The sequence below is a fragment of the Chryseobacterium endophyticum genome, from assembly GCF_056333165.1.
The window spans coordinates 47134-69267 of record NZ_JBWGXE010000006.1 but is presented as its reverse complement, the minus strand read 5'-3'; the positions used below and the strand labels follow the sequence as shown (position 1 = coordinate 69267).

Annotated in this window: 17 protein-coding genes; 9 read left to right on the top strand and 8 right to left on the bottom strand. The window is 40.3% G+C overall.

Features of this window, described 5'->3' with window-relative positions; translation table 11 throughout:
- The first annotated feature begins 8 nt into the window (after nt 1-8).
- From AC0N32_RS14320 to AC0N32_RS14310, 3 genes are read left to right on the top strand one after another with little or no spacing between them, the layout of a single operon-like run.
- Nucleotides 9-1340 carry a TolC family protein gene (locus AC0N32_RS14320; RefSeq protein ID WP_476394537.1) on the top strand — a complete coding sequence of 444 codons (1332 nt, stop codon included), beginning with the start codon at nt 9-11 and terminating at the stop codon, nt 1338-1340.
- A 10-nt stretch (nt 1341-1350) separates the two neighbouring features.
- A complete protein-coding gene (locus tag AC0N32_RS14315) occupies nt 1351-2397 on the top strand; it encodes an HlyD family secretion protein (protein ID WP_476394536.1) in 1047 nt (348 codons plus the stop codon).
- Nucleotides 2397-3953, top strand: coding sequence for an MFS transporter (locus AC0N32_RS14310; protein ID WP_476394535.1), 1557 nt, complete (start codon nt 2397-2399; stop codon nt 3951-3953). The genes AC0N32_RS14315 and AC0N32_RS14310 overlap by 1 nt, the downstream gene beginning before the upstream one ends.
- A 223-nt stretch (nt 3954-4176) precedes the next feature.
- Here the strand turns inward: AC0N32_RS14310 and AC0N32_RS14305 are convergent, their stop codons facing one another.
- Nucleotides 4177-4533, bottom strand: coding sequence for a winged helix-turn-helix transcriptional regulator (locus AC0N32_RS14305; RefSeq protein WP_476394534.1), 357 nt, complete (start codon nt 4531-4533; stop codon nt 4177-4179).
- A 121-nt stretch (nt 4534-4654) separates the two neighbouring features.
- Between AC0N32_RS14305 and AC0N32_RS14300 the strand changes: the two genes are divergently transcribed.
- Together AC0N32_RS14300 and AC0N32_RS14295 are read left to right on the top strand one after the other, a co-directional pair.
- On the top strand, nt 4655-5050 hold the full coding sequence (locus AC0N32_RS14300; protein WP_476394533.1) for a DoxX family protein: 396 nt from the start codon (nt 4655-4657) through the stop codon (nt 5048-5050).
- Complete coding sequence (locus AC0N32_RS14295; RefSeq protein WP_476394532.1) at nt 5040-5867, top strand: DsbA family oxidoreductase; 828 nt, start codon at nt 5040-5042, stop codon at nt 5865-5867. The genes AC0N32_RS14300 and AC0N32_RS14295 overlap by 11 nt, the downstream gene beginning before the upstream one ends.
- 75 nt (nt 5868-5942) lie before the next feature.
- Here AC0N32_RS14295 and AC0N32_RS14290 read toward each other — a convergent pair whose 3' ends face one another.
- Complete coding sequence (locus AC0N32_RS14290; protein ID WP_476394531.1) at nt 5943-7049, bottom strand: LytTR family transcriptional regulator DNA-binding domain-containing protein; 1107 nt, start codon at nt 7047-7049, stop codon at nt 5943-5945.
- 159 nt (nt 7050-7208) lie between these two features.
- On the opposite strand from AC0N32_RS14290, the gene AC0N32_RS14285 reads away from it, so the two are divergent.
- The 3 genes from AC0N32_RS14285 to AC0N32_RS14275 all read left to right on the top strand — a co-directional run bounded on the left by AC0N32_RS14285 (nt 7209) and on the right by AC0N32_RS14275 (nt 8878).
- Nucleotides 7209-8171, top strand: coding sequence for a cytochrome P460 family protein (locus tag AC0N32_RS14285; protein WP_476394530.1), 963 nt, complete (start codon nt 7209-7211; stop codon nt 8169-8171).
- Nucleotides 8168-8638: a hypothetical protein gene (locus tag AC0N32_RS14280; protein WP_476394529.1), complete on the top strand. Its 471-nt coding sequence runs from the start codon at nt 8168-8170 to the stop codon at nt 8636-8638. The genes AC0N32_RS14285 and AC0N32_RS14280 overlap by 4 nt, the downstream gene beginning before the upstream one ends.
- Nucleotides 8639-8746: 108 nt before the next feature.
- Nucleotides 8747-8878 (top strand): hypothetical protein, encoded by a 132-nt coding sequence (locus AC0N32_RS14275; RefSeq protein ID WP_476394528.1) that lies wholly within the window; start codon nt 8747-8749, stop codon nt 8876-8878.
- A gap of 116 nt (nt 8879-8994) precedes the next feature.
- Here AC0N32_RS14275 and AC0N32_RS14270 read toward each other — a convergent pair whose 3' ends face one another.
- The 6 genes from AC0N32_RS14270 to AC0N32_RS14245 all read right to left on the bottom strand — a co-directional run bounded on the left by AC0N32_RS14270 (nt 8995) and on the right by AC0N32_RS14245 (nt 17993).
- On the bottom strand, nt 8995-9411 hold the full coding sequence (locus AC0N32_RS14270) for a pyridoxamine 5'-phosphate oxidase family protein (RefSeq protein ID WP_476394527.1): 417 nt from the start codon (nt 9409-9411) through the stop codon (nt 8995-8997).
- Between the two features lie 160 nt (nt 9412-9571).
- Nucleotides 9572-10675, bottom strand: coding sequence for an FAD-dependent monooxygenase (locus AC0N32_RS14265; protein ID WP_476394526.1), 1104 nt, complete (start codon nt 10673-10675; stop codon nt 9572-9574).
- A 79-nt stretch (nt 10676-10754) separates the two neighbouring features.
- Nucleotides 10755-11600, bottom strand: coding sequence for a helix-turn-helix domain-containing protein (locus AC0N32_RS14260; RefSeq protein WP_476394525.1), 846 nt, complete (start codon nt 11598-11600; stop codon nt 10755-10757).
- Nucleotides 11601-11696: 96 nt separating this feature from the next.
- Complete coding sequence (locus AC0N32_RS14255) at nt 11697-14666, bottom strand: response regulator (protein WP_476394524.1); 2970 nt, start codon at nt 14664-14666, stop codon at nt 11697-11699.
- A 337-nt stretch (nt 14667-15003) separates the two neighbouring features.
- Nucleotides 15004-17010: a BCCT family transporter gene (locus tag AC0N32_RS14250; RefSeq protein ID WP_476394523.1), complete on the bottom strand. Its 2007-nt coding sequence runs from the start codon at nt 17008-17010 to the stop codon at nt 15004-15006.
- 134 nt (nt 17011-17144) lie between these two features.
- The gene (locus AC0N32_RS14245; RefSeq protein WP_476394522.1) at nt 17145-17993 is read right to left on the bottom strand and encodes a GLPGLI family protein; all 849 of its coding nucleotides are present in this window, start codon (nt 17991-17993) and stop codon (nt 17145-17147) included.
- Nucleotides 17994-18261: 268 nt separating this feature from the next.
- Here AC0N32_RS14245 and AC0N32_RS14240 point away from each other — a divergent pair, with 268 nt between their 5' ends.
- Nucleotides 18262-21813: a T9SS type A sorting domain-containing protein gene (locus AC0N32_RS14240; protein WP_476394521.1), complete on the top strand. Its 3552-nt coding sequence runs from the start codon at nt 18262-18264 to the stop codon at nt 21811-21813.
- The last annotated feature ends 321 nt before the right edge of the window (nt 21814-22134 follow it).

Below are 22134 nucleotides of genomic sequence, written 5' to 3'. Positions count from 1 at the left end.
AGAAGGCCATGAAAGACTACACAAAATTCGTGATTGCGGGCATTCAGCTATTGTTTTTTTCCATGACTCTTCATGCACAACACAAGGAAAATGTTAATGAATTGAGTTTAGAAGACATGTGGAAGATAGCTGAAGTCAATAACCGTCATTTAAAACTGTCTGACTTAAAACTGCAACAAAGTGCTCTGGAAGTACTGGAAGCCAAAGATCGTTTGCTCCCGGAACTTTCGGTCGGTGGAGACCTAAAGCTCAATTCCAGCTTTCTGATCTATGACCAGGGATTATTTTCTTCTCCACAGGATGTTCCGGTGAAAGGATATGGCTATGGGGTCGGTTATCAGTTAAATTTTAACCTTTTTAATGGCGGAAAAGACCGAAGGAATATCATCATTAAGAAAGAAGAAACCGCCCAAAAACAGTATGAACTTGAACTGCAAAAACAGAGTGTAAAATACGATCTTGCAGCAGCTTACTTTGATCTGTATAAATTCCTGCATTTCTCTGATTTTCTTGATGCCGAAATTAAGACAGAAAAAAAACAGCTGTCCCTTATAGAAAATCTCCATAAAAACGGCGTCGTGCTGAAAAGTGACGTACTGAGAACTTCCGTAAAATTATCGCAGCTGGAGCTTAGCTTTTCGGAGGTCAGCAAAAAGATCGAAATTATGAGGCAACATCTCAATATACTGATGGGACGCGAAAAAGAAGCAGAATTGACCATCAACTATAAAGAGATTCCCGTACCGGGGGCGGCCACCTCTTCAGATCAGGAAGATATCGATACAGCCTTTAACAATTCAGCTGAATATAAATTGGTTAACAGCGATATAAAACTGAGCGAGCTAAATACCAGACAGGCTAAAGCAACCGTTTTACCCAAAATTTCACTGTACTCCAGTTACAATTACACCTATCCGCAGATCTCTTTCTATCCGTATTCCAACGATTTGTGGGGTTTTGGACAGACCGGAATAAGGATACAGTTTTCTATCGATGACATTTACAAGAGAAAAAATCTGATGGCCCATGCTCAGATGGTCAGCCTTGAGGCCAAAGAAAAAGCAGAGATTACCAAAGATGAATTTTCGCTTCGGATAAAAGAAGCTTACCTGGAAGAACAGCAGGCGCTGGAGAGTGTGGAAACAGCCGTAAAGAATATTACAAAAACCACGGAAGCAGTACGCGTGATCAGAAGCAGCTATCTTAATCAGGAATCTTTGCTGACCGATCTTTTAGAAGCGGAAAATGCACTCCTGGAAGCAAAATTTAATTTAACCACGGCACAGGCAAACGTAAAACTCACCCATATCAAACTACTGGCAATCGCCGGAACTCTTTAATACAAATATTATGAACAAAAATAAAACAGATAAATTAATCGTAGACCTCACCCAATGGCTAGGCGTCGCTCTATTGGCTGGAATCATCATTTGGGGAATAAACTATTTTTTAAAAGGATACCGCTATGAGCAGACCAATGACGCGCAGATCGATGCCTACTTATCTCCGATCAACGCAAAAGTAGGCGGCTACATCAGTAAAATATACTACAGAGACAATCAACCGGTAAAAAAAGGGGATACGCTTGTTGTGATTGAAAAGGATGAATATGGGCTAGAAAGAAACGCGGCATCCGCAGAACTCATGGGTTCATACGCCAAATTGCCCATCCTGGAAGCCAGCGAAGAAACCCAGATTAAAAATATTGAGGTTATAAAAGCCCAGCTGAAAGGGGCCAAAGTAAAACTGGATCAGCAGCAAAAAGAATTTGACCGCTACAGAAACCTGCTGGCGGACGAGTCTGCCACACAGCAGAAATTCGACAACGTCAATACCAGTCTTCTCATTTCACAGTCTGATTACGATCAGGCAAAAGCCTCCCTTCAGGTCGCCGAATCTAAACTGAATGACTTCAGGACACAGCGTAGCGCAATACAGGCAGAGATCAGAATGAAAAAAGCAATCCTTCAAAGACAGGAACTCGATATCCGATATACAGTGATCACGGCTCCTTTTGACGGACAAATTGGTAAAAAGTCCATCCAGGAAGGACAGCTGGTACAGCCCGGACAGACCCTGGCGTTTTTGGTTAATAAAGCCTATGAAAAATGGGTGATGGCCAATTTTAAGGAAACCCAGGTCGGCCATTTCAAAGCCGGGCAGGCAGTCTCCATAGAAGTGGATGCTTTTCCGGATGAAAAATTCAATGGGGTGATAGAATCGCTTTCGCCAACGACGGGTTCTCGTTATTCACTGTTGCCTCCTGATAATGCGACAGGTAATTTTGTCAAAATCATCCAGCGTATCCCTGTGCGCATCAAATTGACCGATCCACATAAAAGGTTAGAAAAGCTTTCGGCAGGAATGAATGCAAATGTTTATGTTTTAAAAGATTAATGATGCAGGCAGATAAAATACAGGCTTTCAAACCCTGGGTATCGGAGTGGCTGGCGAGGTCAGTCATCTTTGCGATCCTGATGGCTTCCCTCTTCAGTTTTGCCTTTTATGGCAGTCCGGCAGCAGCGATGGGGTATTATGGTGTGCAGCCAAATGATGTACAATTTGGTATGGTCGTTACTTATGGTTCAACCGTTGCTTTTCTGGCATTGGACGTTCGTATTGTAAAATATTTTTCGATAAGGAAATATCTGCTGATCGCTTTTGGAATCAATATGATTTGCGGCCTGGCCTGTTTTTATGTTAAAGACTATACCCTTTTTATAATCTGCCAGTTTGTGGAAGGGATCACCTGTGCCCTGATGTCGGGGGTTGTCTTACAGCTTATTTTTCCACGATTACAGTCTCCCCGTGCCAGGGTGATTGCTTACAGCCTTCTCTACGGAAGTATACAGATCGCTGTACCACTGTATTCTTTCTATACCAGTGTAGTCCTTCATTTCTTTGATTTTAACTGGTTATTTTACGGATATATTGTAGTGCTGACCATTCTGACATTTGTTGTATTGCTGACCATGGACAGACGGGCCAGATTTACGAAAAAAATCCCATTGTACCAGCTTGACTGGATAAGCTATCTTTTATATATTACATTCATCCTGGTGTTGGGGTATATTCTTGTGTACGGCAGGCAATCGGGTTGGTTCGGCAGTTCTTTGTTACTTGTGCTGACAGTCACTAATCTGTTTATTCTCTTGATTTTGATAGTCAGAATGTTAAAACGTAAACGGCCATTGATTAACCTGCATATTTTTAAAACAGAAAATTTCGTTACCGGACTGTTGCTTCTTTTTACCTTTTACATCTTCAAAGGCAGTACAGGACTGGCTTACGGCTACCTTGAAGCAGTTCTTGGCAACGATCCGCTCAATACGATTCCGATATGGATGGCGGTGATCTCAGGGACTCTTTTGAGTATGTTTGTGACATCACGGTTTCTCTTAATGGGCTTCAATCTGGTCAAGCTGATTATTGGCGGATCTGTGATTATGGCAATGTACTATGCTTATATGCTAATATTTGTGTCTGGACAGGGAGAAACCAATGATTTTATTTTGCCCATGTTCATGTATGGGGTTGCCACAGGAGTACTCTTCGTCCCGATCGTTTCATTTACGATAGGTTCGGCACCTCCGGCAGTTGCGGTACATGCATCACTCATCGGCATATTGGCAAGGTTCACCGGTTTTACGGCAAGCCTCGCATTCAGCAACGAACTACAATTATTTACGAAGTCGGCAGTCAGGGAGAAACTGCGGGAATCAGTAACGGAACTCAATCCCCAATTACCCGTCGCTTTAGCGGATATTCAGAATCAATATATGACAACAGGCCATGATCTGTACACTTCAAAAACGATGTCGGCAGTCTACCTTAATAAAATGATGGCTCAACAGGTATTGGCCCGGGCCACCCGCGATTATTATAACCTGATGCTCATCGGAATTCTTTCAGTTATTGTTATCCTGATTATTTACCAGAGATTTAAAAGATAAATATGAATTAGTCGATACTGATCTGAAAGTGGCCATCAAATTGGGTAGCTTTTAAAACAGATTAAGTTTCCAATATTTGCAATATATCAAAATTATTCTTCAGAATATTTTTAATTTAATTATTTCAATTTCAATTAATTATATCTTAATTTATTAATCCGTATTGAACAGTACACTTGTCGTAAAACAGATGACTTTTCATGAATCTTTCTTGATTTAAGTTTCACTGACCTAAAATCTTTTTCCTGTGATTGGCGCCCCAGTTGTGAAGTTCCTCTATTACTTTTTCCAGTGTAAAAACGTAATCTGTGGCCGTGTATTCTACCAATACAGGCGATTCATCATAAACGGTGCGTTTGATAAGCTGGTGTTCTTCCAGGTCTTTCAATTCTTTGGCGAGAACTTTTGAGGAAATTTTCGGAATGCTCCTTTCTATTTCCCTGAAGCGTTTATGGCCGCTCATAATGGAAATAATGATGAGGATTTTCCATTTGCCGCTGATGACGTCAAGGGCATCGCGTACGGTCAGCATCCGTGCCAGGCATTCGGTTTTGGTACTTTCAGGAAATTGATCTGTCATATTGCTTACTTTAAGGTAACTGCTTACATTTGGGTAACTGCTTACAAAATGTAAGCAAATGTACGTAATTTTGTATCATTAAAAACATCAGACAAATTTTTTAACCATTAATCTTTTAAAAATGACAAAACAAATCGACTTCGCACAGCACCCAGATAAAAAGGCAAAACGCATCTACTGGATCATCAACGGACTCACCATGGCTCTGATCATCCTTCCTTCCTATTTCGCACCAAGAGAATACCTCATCCGGACGACGAAAAGCTTGCAGTTTCCTGATTATTTCCCACTTGAACTGGACATCCTTAAAATCGTGGGAGCAATCGTGATTCTGGTTCCTGCCATTCCGACGATGTTCAAAGAATGGGCTTATGTGGGCTTTGGAATCCTCTTGTTGTCGGCAAGCCTGGCACACGGCATTGTCGATGGTTTTGTAAAAGGTGTGGCCCCGCTGGTTCCGTTTGCATTCCTTGCGGTATCCTATTATTATTTCCGGAAACTGAATTATGAAAAATAATTCACTGGCAACCATCTTCTTATTAGTCTTCTTCATGGCTTGTGGTCAGGAAAAGCCTCAAAAAAAATTAACAAAAACAAAAAATATGGCAATGGAAAATAAAATGAAAATTGAAATATGGTCGGATATTATGTGTCCGTTCTGCTATATCGGAAAACGGAATTTCGAGAAAGCTTTGGCTCAGTTTCCCAATAAAGATCTTGTAGAAGTGGAATGGAAAAGTTTTCAGCTTGACCCTTCTATGCCCGAAGTTCCAAAATACCAGGATGATATGTACATGTTTGTGGCGGACCGGAAAGGTTTAAGCTATGAGCAGTCAAAAAAGAGGCATCAGGACCTCATACAATATGCCAAAAGTGTAGGCCTTGACTATAATCTTGATAAAGCTTTGGTCACCAATTCGATGAAGGGACACCGCATCATACAATTGGCCAAAACCAAAGGATTGGGTGAAAAAGCAGAAGAAACTTTGTTTTATGCCTACTTCACAAAAGGTAAAAACCTCAATAACCAGGCAACTCTTGTTGGGCTGGGCAAAGAAATCGGTTTATCGGAAACTGAGGTTAATACCGCCCTCACAGATCCCTTGTATGTACAGAAAGTAGAGACTGACAGCCGCGAAGCACAGAATTTAGGCGCCACAGGTGTTCCTTTTTTCGTCATCAACCGCAAATATGCCATCGCAGGGGCACAGCAACCCGATGACATTCTGGAAACCCTTACAAAGTCTTTTTCCGAATGGCAGAAAGAAAACCCACAGACAATCCTGGAAACCATTCATGGAAAAAGCTGTACGACAGACGGAGAGTGCCATTAAACATTTGCCTAAAATTTAAAACACTAATAATCTTTGCAGATACCGGATTGGGAAAACATTTCTTCATCCTGTACATTATTGTTCAAGCCATTTCTTAAATTCCGCTACCCTATTTTTGCTGATAAGAATATCTTCTTCACTCTTCGGTACAACAACAATTTTAAGCTGGTTTTTTCCATAGACCAGAATATTTTTGATAGCGCTGATGTTGATGATATACTGCCTGTTCGCCCTGTAAAATTTAAAGGGATCCAGCATTGCAGTCAACTCATCCAGGCTTGAATTTATCGAATACTGATTGCCTGCATGTGTTTTGATATAAACGATATTATTTTCCAGAAAAATATACGCAATTTCGGTTGTCTCTAAAGAAATCAGCTCATCTTTGTGATAGGTAATAATTCTTTTCTTCGTGTTTTCGGCAGTTTCACTGGCAGGATCTTGCTGATGAGCGCCTGCATTCTTCTGAATGAGCTTCAGCCGGGTATTCATTGCTGTAAGTACATTGACTTCATTGTTGAGATTATTGAGCTGTTGCTCCTTGTCGCTTTCGTATTTTTTATAAATCATCCGGATCAGGAAAAAACTAATGCCTAAAATGACCAGTGTTGCCACAATAAAAATTAGTAAAAACCTGAGATAAAGCTCTGAAATCTCCCGCTCAATCACACTGATATTAGCATGAGAGGCCAGCATCCAGTCACTTCCCGACACGGGATACACACTCACTATTTCAGAAGAACGATTTGGGTTTGCACTGAAAATCCGGACACCTGTCGTTTCTTTTCCTGCATTTAAGATATCAGCAAAATCGGAACCGGATCCATCAGAAGTAAAGTCCGAGTTATTTTTACGGATGACCTGTCCGACAAGTTCGGGATTGGGGTGGCAGAGTTCGATGCCTTTTTGATTGTACATGCAGATAAATCCGCTTTGGGTATCTGTATTGGCAATACTGTTCTGGAGGTTCGTGATGACTTGCTGTTCTGAGAGACCGCTTTTAAGCTGTAACTCCAACAACTTGCCAATTTCCCTCGATTCTCTTTTTCCTGCCTCAAGCTTACTGTTGAAAAGCTCTTTTTTCGATGATTTGTACAGAAACTGAAAAGAAAAAAAACTGATCAGCAAAGTAACAAGACCGACCGCTAAAAAAGTGATGGTGTAAAGTCTGATTTTTTTCATTTAAATAATTCCCCCTTATCTGTTTCAAAAATACTAAAATTATTTACAGGCTTATATTCCCTTTTATCCCATATTTTTTCCCTTTCAGAAACATTTCCACATCTTAACTTACTGATTATATATAACTTTGACTGATACTTAACCTATAATCTTTTTAAGATGAAAAACAGAAATAAAATTCTTTTGATCTTATTGGCGGCCTTCATCGGACTGCAGTTTTTCCGGCCCAAGATCGATCACGGAACAAGAACTCCTGATCTTGCCCATGTTCCCAAAGAGGTAAATGCTATTTTAAGATCATCCTGCTTCGACTGCCATTCTTCAGAAGTTAATCTCAGATGGTATGATAAAATTACTCCTGCCAATTTCATGGTTAGTGCTCACATCAAAGAAGGACGGGAAGCATTGGATTTTTCGAAATGGGCTTCCTGGCCGAAAGCTCAGCAAAATGCAATGATCTTTTACTCGGTCAATAAGATTCTGTCCGGCGAAATGCCTGTTCCGGCCTATGCGGCAGTTCATCCTTCTGCAAAGCTGGATCAAAATCAGATCATGGTTTTAAAGAACTATGCTTTAACACTTTCTCCGAAAAAAACTGCCGACAGCTCACAGATCAGGTCAGCTGAACAACAATACCGGTTATTCATCAACGGAAAGCTGCGGCATTCCGGAATTAAGCCTTCACCGAATGGGCTGCAATATATTCCAGACTACAGGAACTGGAAAGCGATCAGCACGACCGATCGTTTTGACAATGGAACCATGCGTATTATTTTCGGTAATGAAATTGCGGTAAAAGCCATTCAGGAAAAGCAAACCAATCCGTGGCCCGACGGAACAGTGTTGGCAAAAGCTGCCTGGAAACAGCAAATACAGGACGACGGCAGTATTGTCGCAGGAGAATTTATCCAAGTGGAATTTATGGTAAAAAATGCCGGGAAATACGCCAACTCCAAAGGTTGGGGCTGGGGACGATGGAAAGGAAATGACCTGAAACCTTACGGAGAATCGCCAACTTTCGATAAAGAATGCGTAGAATGCCATAAACCCATGGAAAAACAGGACCATGTATTTACTTCACCCCTATATCTGATTTCCCAACTTAAAAAAATCCAGAAATGAAAAATATTATTATGGCTCTTTTCAGTGCTGCACTCATCATTTCATGTTCAAAACCTGCTGAGAATACGATAAATCTGTCTGCTTCATTGAAGCAAAATGATGAATTAAAAGAAAATCCTCTGCTCATGAAGCCTATCACGGTTTCCATACAACCAAAGGACAACACCATATCAACATTTTACGGTAATGATATTGCTTATACTTACGCCAAAAAACATCAGGATTCCAACTATCCTGACAATGCCATTCTTTACCAGGTTACCTGGAAGCAGAAACCCGATGAGGTATGGTATGGCGCCAATATTCCTGCGTCTTTTTACTCGGTAGAAAAAATTTCTTTCAAAGATTCTCAATCGGCTTATGAGCGATACGAGGGAAAACCACTCAGAACGGTCTCTCACGATAAAGCTGCAAACGACGCCAGAAAGGAAATTATTCTAAAACAGAGAATGGCGGTATCCCCATAAATAAAACTGATGTTTTGTGGTCTGGCATATATAGTACCACACTAAAATATAAGTTGGCATTAAATATGAAGGATTTGTTATGTTTTATTAATCTTTAAATTACTTATTATGGGAATTAAACCAGGTCCGAAAAAAGTTGCGGAATCGACGGATAAGTTAGATAAACGCCAGAGAGATAATAAAGAGACGCCTAAGAACAAAACGTCACTCAAACCACATCACCACAAAAAAGGTGATTAAAGGAAAACAGAAATCATTAACTGATGATTGTGTGAAATAGCAAATCCCGACTTTTTGCCGGGATTTTTTATTGGATTTAAAGCTGATGATTAAAATTTCACCCTCTTTGCCGTACATCAGGAATTATATTCACCTTCTTCCTCCTTATGCCAGAATCTGACCTGTTTTGCACTGACTTTAATTAAACAGATACCTGGCGTATCTATACCTTCCGGAAACCATTGTTCCAGGCCGTCGATCCATTTTTCTTTTAACACTTCCCTGTCTTTAATGATTTCGCCTTTACCGGTACATTCTATAAAGAGCATATCGTCTGTCTGGTAAATGAGATTCACATGGTGGTTCATTTTGATCTGATCTACCTTATGGCTATCCTCATAGGTAAAGAACCAGGAGTCGCCGTCGTACTCTACTTTTCCGTTGTTACTCATCGGCCTGGAATGAGAGATCTGTTTTCCGTCCTGTGTGACCATCATGCAGAAGTCCAGGTTTTTCATTTTTTCTGCAATAGTTTTCAGTGATGCTTTTTTCATAATATGATTTGGTGATTGGGTTATTTGAGGTTATCTCCTGAACCATCAGTATTTCAGGATTTTACCAGCTATACCTCTAGACCAAAATCCATACCGATTGAAAAAGTATCATTTTTACCTTACCCTCTTTTTTAATTCTGGTTGTCATAAACAGATAGGGCTAAAACTCAAAGCCATTCTTGTTTCTCCGGTCAATTTCCTCCTGTGTTGCCGGAAGAAGCTTATCCAGCATCTGAACTGCCGCAGTCTGAACCTCATCTATCAATGGACGAAGGTTTTTATTGTAGGCTTCAAAAGCACGGACAAAATCTCCATGGTGCTTACTGAAAGCATCTGCCAACGCAGTAGCCCCGATAATGGCCAGCGAACCGCCCATTCCTGCTGCCGGAGAAGCACAATATCCGGCATCACCTATTAATGCGACCCGCCCTTTCGTCCATGATAGCATTTTTATCTGGCAAAATTTATCGAAATAAAAAGAGCCTGAGTTTAATAATTCGTCTTTCAGTTCGCTTGTCCTCCATCCCATTCCCTGAATTTGGGTAAGGACAATCTGTTTCATCTGTTCCCGGTCACGGTAATCATAGTCAATTTCTTTTCCGGGTCGAAAGGTAAAAATAATATCCGTTTTATGATGATATGCATACAGGGCAAGGCTTCTGTTCGGTTCAGCATACAGATGATATGCTCCTTTTTCCACCAATAATCTGTCTGCAATCGAAATACAGAAGTACTGGCCGAGAAAATGTGCATATTTTTCTTCCTCTCCGAACCAGATTCTGCGTACTGCCGAATGAATGCCGTCACATCCGAACACAAGCCCAAACGTATTCCTGGTACCATCTTTAAAGCTTACTTCTACACCCTCTTCTTCTTCAACTAAATCGACTATGCTGTTGTTAAACATAAAATCGACATCATTCTTTACAAGATCATACAGCATCTGTAACAAAATATCTCTTTCGATTTCAAACTCATTATCAGGCAATTTTTCAAGCTTAATGACCAGCTCGCTGACATCATCTGAATTTTTGAATTCCCATTTTTCCGGGCCTATCCTGTGGGCTTTTATCTTTTCAAAAAGACCCATTCTTTTAACAATTTCAACGGTCTGATCTTTAATATCGACGGGAGTTCCTCCCATTTTCAGGTAGTTTCCAATTTCCACGACCGTAACTTTGTAGCCCATTTGATTCATCCAGTAGGCGGTTGTAAGTCCGGCGAAGCTTGCACCACTTACCAGGACATTTTTATTTTCTTCCATTTTTTAATTATTTAAATGATGCTGCAAAGTTTGTAAACCACACAAACATTAAAAATAAAGAAACGCCGTAAAGATTGGATTAATCGCGGTTTTTGTTTCGGAATGCCAAGGGAGACATTCCTGTTGATTTTTTAAATATTCTCGAAAAATAGGGATAATCGTCGTATCCCAATTCAAAAGATATTTCCTTGACAGATTTGTCGGTATGATACAAAAGGCGCTTTGCTTCCAAAATGATCCGCTCCCGGATATGTTGTGAGACTGAAAACCCTGTTGTATGATGTATGCATTCATTGAGATAAGCCGTTGAAATATTTAACTTTTCAGCGTACCGGCCCGGGCTTTTACAAATGCGGTAGTTCTTTCCCAGTAATTCTTTAAATGCTTTTGCCATACTTTCAAATCTCGAAAGATTACCCTTAGTTTTATCTTTGCCTAAAAACTGCGAGATCATAAATGCAACCAAGGTATTGCAGGAATCTTTTAAGAGAGAATAATGCAGCTTGTTGTTGCTTTGAGTTGAAAAATTAAGACAAAGATCAAAGATGGCTAAAAATGTAGAATTTGTTTTTTCCTCTAAATATAAAGGTTTCGTGGGTGCCAATTGATCGAGTAATGTAAGATATTCAGGATTGAGGCTTTCATCTTTTATAGACAAAGAACAGATCGTAATATGCTCAAAGTGCAAAATACGGTGCACCTGACTGGGATGCATGTACACCAAAGAAGGTGCCCGGATCTCAAACCTGTTGAAATCAATTTCTATATGAACGGTTCCTTTTTCTACCATATGAAAAGTATACCCTTCGTCAAGATGGGAGTGTTTGAAATCACTTTTCTCAAAACTAATTCTATCAATGGAAATACCTATGCGGTCAAGATCAGTCATGGCATTCAAAGGAATAGCCTTCTCTTTTTTATTCATTGAAAAGTATGTTGTTGATTATTTCCCAAATAGTACCTGGTTCAGCTGACCGGTAAATACATCATTAAATATTATTTCCACTTAACCTTCAGCAAGTCAGCTTGTACTGATATATTTTTTAAGTATCCCGAGGAGATCCGCCTGTCTCAGAGGTTTGGGAAGAAAGTCATTCATTCCCGCTTCCAGACATTTCTCTTTTTCTCCAAGCACATTTCCGGCCGTAACGCCTATGATCGGTACTTTTTCATATCCCGGCAGCATCCGTATTTTTTGTGTAGCCTCCATACCATTCATCGCCGGCATCTGCACATCCATGAGGATAATGGAAAACTGCTTTTTCCGGCACGCGTCCAGGGCTTCCAGACCATTTACAGTTTCAGTCAGATGCACGTTGGGAACCAGTGATTTCATCATTCTGTTATTCAGGATCATATTCACGGGATTGTCATCTACCAGAAGTACTTCGGGTTCCCCGACAAATGAGTGGGATTCTTTTTGATTCTGCTCCGGACTAATTTCCACAAGATTCGCCTCAGAAACCCTTCGTAAGGTTTTATATAAATCATCCGATTTAATGGGTTTTATCAGTAAATAAGCATTTTCCATTTCGCGAACTGAAGTTACCACTTCCATTTCCTCCGAAGAAGAGGAAAGGATGATCACGGGAGAAACGTCTTTTCGCTTATTAAACAATTCGCCGATTTTATCGATCGTTTCCAACCCGGACATGACAGGCATATGGTAATCCATCAGGATCACATCGAAACGCTCACCCTTGAAAAGAATCTCTAAAGCCTCCATCCCGTTGGCCGCAAGCCTGCATTCAATATTCTTATAGGTCAGCATATGTTCAAGAATGATCCTGTTGCTTTCGTTATCGTCTACAACCAATGCTCTTTTGATGGTCAGATCATGATATTCCCTGGGTTCAGAAATTTCATAAGGCAATTCAAGATCAAAGAAGAACACGGATCCCTGTTCCGGAACGCTCGTAAGGGAAAGACGGCTTCCCATATATTTGAGGATATTGTTTGAAATGGTGAGTCCCAGACCGGTGCCGCCATATCTTTTGTTGATCGAACTGTTTTCCTGGGTGAAAGCTTTGAAAATGTACTTCTGTTTCTCGACAGGAATACCGATTCCCGTGTCCCTTACCGAAAAACGCAGAACTATCTTTTTATCATCCATGCGTAATTTTTCTACTTTCAGCTCAATTTCTCCTTTTTCGGTAAATTTTACTGCATTCCCAAGCAGGTTGATCAGAATCTGCTTTAATCTCGCTTCATCTGTAAGAATGGTATTCGGTAAACCTTGTTCAATATTAAGGAGCAGTTCAATATTCTTTTTCTGGGATTGGTAGAGCACAACATTGATGACCTGGCTTACCATATCATAGACATCGCTTTTTTCGATCAGAAGCTCCATTTTCCCGGATTCTATTTTAGAGAAATCCAGAATATCATTGATAATGCTGAGCAGGTTTTCCCCGGATTCGTTGATATAATTCAGATATTGGCTCTGTGTTTCGTTAAGCGGTGTCTTTAGGAGAAGATCCGAAAATCCTATCACTCCGTTCAGAGGCGTGCGGATCTCATGGCTCATATTGGCCAGAAATTCAGATTTTGCTTTATTTGCCAGATCTGCGGCTTTTTTGGCATTTTTCAGTTCTTCATTCACCTTTAAGGCTTCTGTAATATTTTGTATGGAAACGATGACACCTCCCACTTCACCCTCATTCAGATACCAGGGGCCTACTTTTAAATCATAATGTTGAAGTTCTTCTCTATTCTTCAATTTTAATGCAAAGTCTTCATTAATATAGGTTTTCCCCGAAAGAGCGTTGATATAGATCTCCTCTCTTTCCAGGGAAATGTCGGGAGAAATGGTGAAGAGATTGTTTCCGATAAGGTCTGTATCTGCCATATTGAATTCTTTCCGCCATCTGCTGCTTACCGCCACATAGTTAAGATCTTTATCAAACATGGCCAGCGGAATGGGAACATCCGTCGCAAATGACTGCATCATCGCTTCTTTCCGGCTTATTTCCAGAAACATTCTTTTGAAAGCATCAATATCCTGGATAATTCCGAATACCCTTGTGCAGACTTCATCTTCAAATTCGGGTATCCCTTTCACCCTGACCCAGATCGTAACACCATCATTCCGCACAAGCTGTAATTCTTCATCAAACGGAATTCCCTTTTTTATAGCCTTGTCAAAGAGGTATTTTATTTTTTCCCTGCTGCTTTCCTGATAAAATCTGATGGTATTTTCAAAATCGGGCTGAAAATCATCATCGATTTTATAAATATCTTTCGTACTCTCGGACCAAAAAATATTTCCGGTTTTAAGATTAACTTCCCAGCCGCCCACCTGTGCCACTGTATTCGTTTCCTCAAGGATTTCTGTGGTATAAAAAAGATCCTTTTCCAGCTTATCACGTCGAAGCAGGTCAGATTTCAACTGAATATAAACAAAAATGGTAACCCCAACGGCTGCCAGGGCAGAAAATAGGATGAATAAAACAGTCAGGTTCGAAGATATATTCAGGTCTTTATTTTTGATTTCAAGCTGATCCTCCTCGTATTTTACAAATTCCTGAACCAGTGCGCGACAACGGTCCATATCGGTTTTATTCTGTATCAGTTCTCCGGGAGTCATTGCTATTCCTTTTCTACGTTTATCAATAAGCAGGACATCGCCTTCCATCATCATTTTCGAGTTAGACATCAGCGCGTCAAGGAGTTTCACCTGGTGTTGATCTTTAATATCCAGACTGTTTTTAAAGGAAACAAGCTCGGAATATTTTTTCAGGCTTTTATTAAACGGCTCCAGAAAACTTTCCCGGCCGGTAAGCTGATATCCACGGTTTCCCGTTTCAGCATCGAGCAGGGCATTTAAAACATCTTTCACCAGGCTTATGGATTCTTTGCTTTTCAAAAGACTTTCCCTGTTGTCCATCTGCTTCTGGATACTCACATAAGATGCAATAGAACTTGCGATCAGCAGTACTAAAGAGAATATAAACCCGATCTGAAGATTTCTTATAATTTTTTTCTTTGGCATTGAAAATAGTTTAATAATAAGGACATAAAGGTAGTCCGTTACAGAATTTTTCACCTTTTCTTCTGTACAGCACTGCTAAAGGTTCGCTCAGTCTTAACAAAAATGATCTTCTTTTATAGCTGTTATAAATATATGGAATTGTTTTAAAATTTTATACGAAATCATACGATAACCATATAATTTTAAATATTTTAAAACTTAATACCATACAGCTGGCAAATATGCATATATTTACGGATTATTTTAACTAAATCCTATTATTAATGATTATTCATATGAGCAATTTTCAAATCAACTATCTGTCTTTTTAACATTTTCAGTAGTTTTTTGCATAGATCTATTTAAACCGGTGATTGGAATCACTGCTTATAAACATGCTGTTTTTTTCCTGGGAAACGATATCGACGAAACGTTCATAATGCTTCAGAACATCCGAGATAAGCTCATTTTTTGTAAATAGCTTTACATCGTAACCTTCCCTGCCGTCGCCGAAATAGGATTTTGGATAATACACCAGCTCATCTTCGGAATCGGGTAGATTTTCTTCACTTAAAAGATACTCCGAAACCATTTTGGATTCCTTTTTAACCCCATATATAAAATTGTTAATCATATCATACCGGATTTCAACTTCTATCTGTTGCGGACTATTCTGTGCATTAATCCTGGCATCGATACCATTTAACGAAAACTCTTCCACCAGATCTTCAAATGCTGACTGTACCGTTGTGCTGATGTACTGTTCGGTAGATTGTGCATCATTGAATGAAACGATCCTTTTCAACCGTTCTTTCCAGTGATCACCCGACCATGGAACGGTCGTCGTTGAAAAGTCTTTGTCATAATATCCCTGATCGATCACCAGCGCTTTCGTGAGGCTTACGATAAACAAAAGCATAATGATTGAAAAAGGTAAAGCGGTGATGAGCGTCATACTCTGGAGTGCAGCCAGACCACCGGCGTTGAGCAGCAGTAAGGCAAGGCCGGCCAGAAGTACTCCCCAGCCTACGGTCTGCCATTTCGGAGATACCTTTGCGTTTTTTGTAGCAATGCTGTTCATCACAAAAATACCGCTGTCTGCCGAGGTAACAAAGAAGATGACGATAATAGCGATGACAAGGTAACTGATCAGTTTTGTCAGCGGGAGGTATTCAAGGAACTGGAACATAAGGCCGTCGGGATTACCCGCCATTTTACTTAAATAGCCATTGGCTGCATTCATATCAAACCAGATGGCACTATTTCCGAAAACCGACATCCAGATAAAATTAAAAAGCGTAGGTAAAATGAGCACGGCAGCAATAAACTCTCTTATCGTCCTCCCTTTAGAAATTCTGGCAATGAACAGCCCGACATACGGGGACCAGGAGATCCACCATGCCCAGTAGAGTATCGTCCAGTCATAAAACCAGGGCTGGGTATTTTCTTCATAAACGTGGGTATTGAACGTCAGGCTGAAAAAACTGTTGATGTATGTTCCGATACCCTCAGTTAAGCTCCCGATGAGATAAACGGTAGGCCCCAGAATCAGCACAAAAAGCAAGAGCACCACCGCTGCAACGATATTAATATTACTTAAAATCCTGACGCCTTTATCCAATCCCGACACAGCGGAAAGTATAGACAGGGAAACCAGAACGCCTACAATAATAACCTGGTAAACGAAACTCGTTTCGGGTAAAATATGCAATGTTGCTAGACCCGAGTTGATCTGAACCACACCAAACCCTAAAGTCGTGGTGATCCCGAAAAAGGTGCTGCAAAGGGCAAAAACATCAATAAGGTTTCCCCATTTTCCCTTCATCTTGTCCTTAAGCAATGGGTAAAAGCAACTGCGCAGGGACAAAGGCAATCGGTAACGGTAAGAAAAATAAGCAAGTGCCAGCCCAACAACGCCGTAGATCGCCCACGCATGAATTCCCCAGTGAAAAAAAGTGTACAACTGTGCATTCTGAGCTCTTTGAACGGGAGATTTGGAAGAAAAAATTTCGTTCGAATAGTGCTGCATCGGTTCTGCAACACTGAAATACATCAGCCCGATTCCCATTCCTGCCGCGAAAAGCATCGACAGCCATGAAAAGAAGCTGTAGACCGGTTTGCTATCATTACTTCCCAGCCGGATATTTCCATATTTGCTGGCCATAATATACACCAGGAATATCACAAATATGGTCACTGACCAGACATATACCCAGTTGAGATTGACAAAGATGAAATTTTTGACCACGTTCAGCAGTTTCTCTGTAACAGCCGGATACATTGCCGAAACCAAACATACGCCAATGATAAAGATCAGACTCGGAATGGTAATTCCCCGCTTGAGGGTAGTTCTTATTTTATTCATCCTGGTAAAGTTCATTCATTTAAAATACAGTGAAAAACTTTAAAAAGATAAAATTATGCCAGTAATTCTTTACATAAATCTTTCTTTCATCATTTCATGACTTTCGGGATTTGATGTGTATTTTTTTAACTTATTTATAGCAGCTCTATACTGTTATTATTTTTATTGAATTCCTCTTTCATGCTTTTTTCGGCCTGTCTCATTTCTTTTGAAAGTGAAAATCCGTCTGATGAGACCTGACCAAACATCTGCTTCATACTTCCTAAAGGATCTTTTTTATACTGCTCGTATTTTTCCAGAAACTTCTCTTTTGAAATTTCCGTACCCTTGGAAAGTCCTGTCTTCTTGATCAAATCTTCCATATACAGGGTTTGCTGAATATTTTCTATTTGTTTATTGCCTTTCAGTTCCCAGGAATAATTTTTTCCTTCGTCTTCGATCTTAACGATCAATCCCGGAAGTCCGTAGAACTTATAAGGGCCATCCTGAAAAGGGATTTCTGTAGAAAACCACGCCGTCCATTTTCTTCCGCCAAAATCTGTCGTGGCCTTTTGCGTGCTGTACGGCCCTACTTTCTGTTTTTGATCCGAGATCTGCCAGGTCAGCCCGGGGTTTTCCCGATAAGAATAATAATCCATAAAGATCTGTTCTTTGTAGAGAATTTCTTCCACCGGAAAATTCTTGACAACCTGATGAATAAACTTTGCGTTTCCGGATTTCCCCATCATGCTGAAATCATTACTTAACCCTGTTTTCATCATTTTGGTCACCATTATATTTGCCAGGGAATCCGTTCTGATAAATTCGTAGGACTGGTATACCGACTGATTCTTATCAATATCAAGGACCATCAGTTCTTTTTCCAGCTTTGCAGAATCTTTGTTCGGTCGGTAGGTCAGTTCGTAAAAAAATCGCGTTGCCGTATTCTGTGCATGGATAAGAGCAATAATAACAATACACAGTAATTGAAGGAATTTTTTCATGTTCTTCTTGTTTAAGTATTTATTTTTTAACCGTTTTCACTTTTCTTTTAATTCATAACCGGAATTTTCCTGATCCGGATTGAAAAGCTTCCTGTCTATAAAATCCTTTACGTTTAAGACAACGAAAAATGAAAAAAGTTGCATGGAAATTTTATTTTTTTGAATGCAATGTAAGATGACCGATCTTGACAACATTACTGGCTTTTGATTTTTTACGCTGATTTTTTATTACTTTTGTGCTTTAAAACTAATAATACCTTTATATTATATGATAAAAAATCTATTTTGTTTAAATTTTTTAATTTTTTCAATCTTAACTTACGCTCAGAACTCATTTCCACAAAACATCGTTATTGATGATGCCTACAATTCTACCGGGGTGCGTCTTTCCACTCATGTGGATCTTGACAATGATTCAAGAACTGATATCCTGGCTGTGTCTTACGGAAAGATCTTCTGGCTGAAAAACATTTCTACCGCGCAGAATAGTTTTTCGCCCATACAGCCTATTTACACGCATCCATCCGAAATTCTGGAAATAGCAAGTGCCGACATGAATTATGATGGTTTTAAAGACATCATTTTCAGAACATCCACCGGAATTTACATGATGACCGGAAGCGCAAACACGGGCACATTCTCTGCCCCAGTTCAGTTAAATACAGGTAATTATTCAGGCTTTCAAATCGTAGATATCGATGCTGACGGTTTTCTGGATATTTATCTGCAAACTATATCAGGAGCCGGATGGCAAAAAAACAGCGGAAACGGAACTTTTCCAACATCATTTACCATTTTTTATTCGGGGACGGGCGGACCTTCCATTGCTATTTTCAAAGATATCGATGGTGATAACATACCGGACCTTACCACCAAAGCCGGCTATATGATCAGATGGTATAAGAATGACGGCAACGGGGTTTTCACGCTGAAAGAAGTCGTGGAAAGCAGTGCTATGGGAAACCAGATGTCTGTGGGAGATGTTGATGGAGACGGAGATCAGGACATCCTTTTCAACTATGAAAACGGAAACACCGTACAATTCCACTGGTATAAGAATACCGACGGACTGGGAAATTTTTCGCCAAAAATAATCATTGGAAATGCCGTTTTAAGCCCGAATGAATTTGCCTATAATGTAAACCGCTATGGAATGAAGATGGCGGATATCGATATGGACGGCAAGGAAGATATTGTACACCGCGTGTTCTGGCTGAATAATGTTTTATGGAGAAAAAACTTAGGAAACGGCACATTCGGTCCCGATAATATCATCACGAATAATGCAAAAGGAATCCTCGATTTCAATTTTGCCGATTTCAACAATGACGGTAAGACGGATGTGTACTCTTTATCTACTATAGATAATAAGATTGCCTGGTATCAGAATTCGGGCACAGGTACCTTTGGCTCACAAAAAGTACTTACCTATGGTCTTAATAGCCTTAATTCTTTATGCAGTGGAGACATCGACGGAGATGGAGACATTGATTTCTTATCTTCTTCGTCGGGGAGTGACAATAAAATGAGCTGGTACCGGAATACCGACGGACACGGTACTTTCAGTGAACAACAGATCGTCATTAACAACAATACCATATACCCTGCTTTTGCCCAATTATTTGATGCAGATAATGACGGGGATAACGATTTTGTCGTAAAATACCAATATGAACTAAATAATATAACCTACTACCGAATCTCATTATTTAAAAATGACGGTTCCGGAAATTTCACCGAACAGATTGTGACCAATGCCCTTCCCAAAGACGTGCTGGCACTGGCCGTTGCCGATATAGACAACGATGGAGATTATGATATAATTTCAGCCTTCTACCAGACAGGCCTGGTAAAACTTATTAACAATGGTTCGGGGGTCTTTTCTGCTCCTGTAACTTTCTTTCCGAATTCTACAAAGTATATTCTGTCACTAAAGGCCGTGGATATGAATCAGGATGGCAATATGGATATCCTGGCCAGCTATATGGGTGATGATATAGAATGGTATGAAAACACGGATGGATCAGGAAATTTCTCTGCACCTCATATTATTGCAGACCAGGTGAATTATCCTTCAGATGTCACTGCTGAAGATATGGACGGAGATGGTGATCTGGATGTTCTATTCGTAAGTTACTCGGATAGTTTGGTGGGCTGGTATCAGAATAATGGCAACGGAACCTACACCAGGAAATTAGTTCAGGGAAATGCGAATCATCCACGGTCGATCACGGCTTATGATATAGACGGAGATGGTGTGAAAGATATCGTCACCAATTCTTTTCAGCAGCCAAAACTGAGATGGCATAAAAACCTCGGTTCCGGAAATTTTGTACCGGCACAACTCATGGCCAATAATATCGGACGGGTAAAAGCTTTTAACATCGCAGATTACAATGGGGATGGAAAACCGGATCTGGCGGCCGGATCCGACTCGGGAGAGAACTTCGACGAAACCAATATGATTACCTGGTTTGAGACCGGAGCCTCCTATCAAAATAAAATTTCGGGAAAAGTACGTTTTGATGAAGACAATAACGGATGTAGCCCAACGGATACGGGCGCTTCCATGGTTATGGTGAAGACACAGAACGCACAGCATTCCTACGCTACTTTTACGGATAATTCGGGAGCGTATTCTCTGGTGGCCAACCAGAGTCAGTTTACCACGTCGGTATCATCTCCTCTGCCTGACTACACGGTGTCACCGGCGAATCAGGTACAGAATTTCACGGCACTTGGGGAAACCCAGAATGCAGACTTCTGTCTTCTGCCCGATTCGGTATTCAAAAACCTGGAAGTTTCGGTATATCCTCTTGAGGTTGCAAGGCCCGGTTTTGAAACGGTGTATAAGATCATTGTTTCCAATAAAGGTTCTCAAAAGGTAAGCGGACAGCTGGTATTTAATTTTAATCAGTCAAAAATGACTTTTGTGTCCTCTACCACGGCACCCGATTCCCAGTCTGCAGGAAACCTGAATTATAATTATGTAGATTTATCACCTTTCCATTCGAAGACCATCGAAGCGAGATTCCTGATGAATACGATGCCTGTGACCAATATCGGGGATCTGCTGGAGTTTACGGCAACGGCAGGCGTTCCTCAGGATATTACCCCGGCAGACAACAGCTTTGTCCTAAAGCAAACCGTTGTCGGTTCTTATGACCCTAATGACATTCAGGTGCTGGAAGGCCCGCAGATTTCATTAGCCCAGAAAGACGATTATCTGCATTATGTCATCCGTTTTCAGAATACAGGAAATTATCATGCGCAAAGGGTACGCGTAAAAAATGTGTTGGATGATCAGCTGGACTGGTCTACCCTTACTATGGAAGGCTACAGCCACCCGAACAGGGCGGTGATCACCAACGGCAATAATGTGGAGTTTGTTTTTGATGCCATTTATCTTCCGGGAAGCGATGACGAACCAAATTCCCACGGATATATTGCGTATAAAATAAAACCAAAAACAAATGTTGTCGTAGGAGATATTTTCACCAATAAGGCTGAAATATTCTTCGACTACAATCCTCCGATCGTAACCAATACGGTGGATACCGAAATTGTAGATCAGGTACTTTCCACGGCTTCGGTTTCCGTTTCGCAGATTGCGGTTTACCCTAACCCTACCACCGGTTTGGTATACATAAAATCACGTGAAAAAATTAAAAAAATCACCGTTCATAATATGGTGGGCCAGCAGGTTTTACAAAATGAAAACCAGTCTGCCATAGACTTTTCCGGATTATCAAAAGGAATCTATATTATGAAGGTTGAAAGCGGAAATAAAGTACAAACTTCGAAAGTGATCAGAAAATAACAGTAAAACGCTTATAGAAAAGAGGCTGTCCAAAAGTTTGGGCAGCCTCTTTTTTTACGCTGAAAAATTGAACAAGTAATTTTTTTTGCTCCGGAGGAGCAAATTAGAATGATGCCGAGCTATAAAATCATTATTAAACCTTTAACTGTCAGATAAATTTGTTTGAAATTAAAATAAAATTGACAGACATTACAAACAACCTTGTTTTAAACAAAATACAAATTACATTGAGGCCAAACAACCCTGTTTGAATCAAAATGCAATTGACAGACATTACAAACAACCCTGTTTTAAACAAAATGCAAATTATATTGAGGCCAA

Bases quoted from the DNA above. Each gene is read 5' to 3' on its own strand.
- AC0N32_RS14320 (WP_476394537.1), top strand. From the start codon at position 9: ATGAAAGACTACACAAAATTCGTGATTGCGGGCATTCAGCTATTGTTT.
- AC0N32_RS14315 (WP_476394536.1), top strand. From the start codon at position 1,351: ATGAACAAAAATAAAACAGATAAATTAATCGTAGACCTCACCCAATGG.
- AC0N32_RS14310 (WP_476394535.1), top strand. From the start codon at position 2,397: ATGATGCAGGCAGATAAAATACAGGCTTTCAAACCCTGGGTATCGGAG.
- AC0N32_RS14305 (WP_476394534.1), bottom strand. From the start codon at position 4,533: ATGACAGATCAATTTCCTGAAAGTACCAAAACCGAATGCCTGGCACGG.
- AC0N32_RS14300 (WP_476394533.1), top strand. From the start codon at position 4,655: ATGACAAAACAAATCGACTTCGCACAGCACCCAGATAAAAAGGCAAAA.
- AC0N32_RS14295 (WP_476394532.1), top strand. From the start codon at position 5,040: ATGAAAAATAATTCACTGGCAACCATCTTCTTATTAGTCTTCTTCATG.
- AC0N32_RS14290 (WP_476394531.1), bottom strand. From the start codon at position 7,049: ATGAAAAAAATCAGACTTTACACCATCACTTTTTTAGCGGTCGGTCTT.
- AC0N32_RS14285 (WP_476394530.1), top strand. From the start codon at position 7,209: ATGAAAAACAGAAATAAAATTCTTTTGATCTTATTGGCGGCCTTCATC.
- AC0N32_RS14280 (WP_476394529.1), top strand. From the start codon at position 8,168: ATGAAAAATATTATTATGGCTCTTTTCAGTGCTGCACTCATCATTTCA.
- AC0N32_RS14275 (WP_476394528.1), top strand. From the start codon at position 8,747: ATGGGAATTAAACCAGGTCCGAAAAAAGTTGCGGAATCGACGGATAAG.
- AC0N32_RS14270 (WP_476394527.1), bottom strand. From the start codon at position 9,411: ATGAAAAAAGCATCACTGAAAACTATTGCAGAAAAAATGAAAAACCTG.
- AC0N32_RS14265 (WP_476394526.1), bottom strand. From the start codon at position 10,675: ATGGAAGAAAATAAAAATGTCCTGGTAAGTGGTGCAAGCTTCGCCGGA.
- AC0N32_RS14260 (WP_476394525.1), bottom strand. From the start codon at position 11,600: ATGAATAAAAAAGAGAAGGCTATTCCTTTGAATGCCATGACTGATCTT.
- AC0N32_RS14255 (WP_476394524.1), bottom strand. From the start codon at position 14,666: ATGCCAAAGAAAAAAATTATAAGAAATCTTCAGATCGGGTTTATATTC.
- AC0N32_RS14250 (WP_476394523.1), bottom strand. From the start codon at position 17,010: ATGAATAAAATAAGAACTACCCTCAAGCGGGGAATTACCATTCCGAGT.
- AC0N32_RS14245 (WP_476394522.1), bottom strand. From the start codon at position 17,993: ATGAAAAAATTCCTTCAATTACTGTGTATTGTTATTATTGCTCTTATC.
- AC0N32_RS14240 (WP_476394521.1), top strand. From the start codon at position 18,262: ATGATAAAAAATCTATTTTGTTTAAATTTTTTAATTTTTTCAATCTTA.